The following is a 408-nucleotide window of genomic DNA, read 5'->3' as shown; positions in this document are numbered from 1 at the left end:
GGCCTGGGGACGTTCCCGGTCCGCTTCCCCAGCGACGGCGATCCGGGCGACGCCGGTTGGCGCGTGGAGGCCAGCCTCTCCGGCGCGGCGGGCGAGGGCCGCGTCAACCTGTGCTCCCGCGGTCGGGCGCTGCTGACGCTGTTCCTCATTTCCGATGTGGGCCCGGACGTCGCGCCGACACGCGTGCGAGTGGGCTCGCACCGGGACGTTCCGCCGCTGCTGGCGGAGGCGGGGGACGAGGGACGCGTGGTTCGATCTGTGCCGTGACGCGGTGGCCGCCAGCGAAGGGCGCCCGGAGGCCGCCGCGACGGGGCGGAGCGGGGACGTGTCCCTGTGCCACCCGTTCCTGGTACACGCGGCCCAGCCGCACCGCGGCACGGTCCCCCGGTTCCTGGCCCAGCCCCCGCT

The 408-nt window shown here is 76.5% G+C and carries 1 pseudogene; it reads left to right on the top strand.

The features are described from left to right. A pseudogene (locus DEF28_RS26880) lies at window positions 1-267 on the top strand (phytanoyl-CoA dioxygenase); the annotation flags it as partial. Between the last annotated feature and the right edge of the window lie 141 nt (window positions 268-408).

It is taken from the genome of Marinitenerispora sediminis (genome assembly GCF_003336425.1).
GTDB lineage: Bacteria > Actinomycetota > Actinomycetes > Streptosporangiales > Streptosporangiaceae > Marinitenerispora > Marinitenerispora sediminis.
Note: the sequence above shows the minus strand (reverse complement) of the source record. Positions and strands in the feature narration are given on the sequence as shown.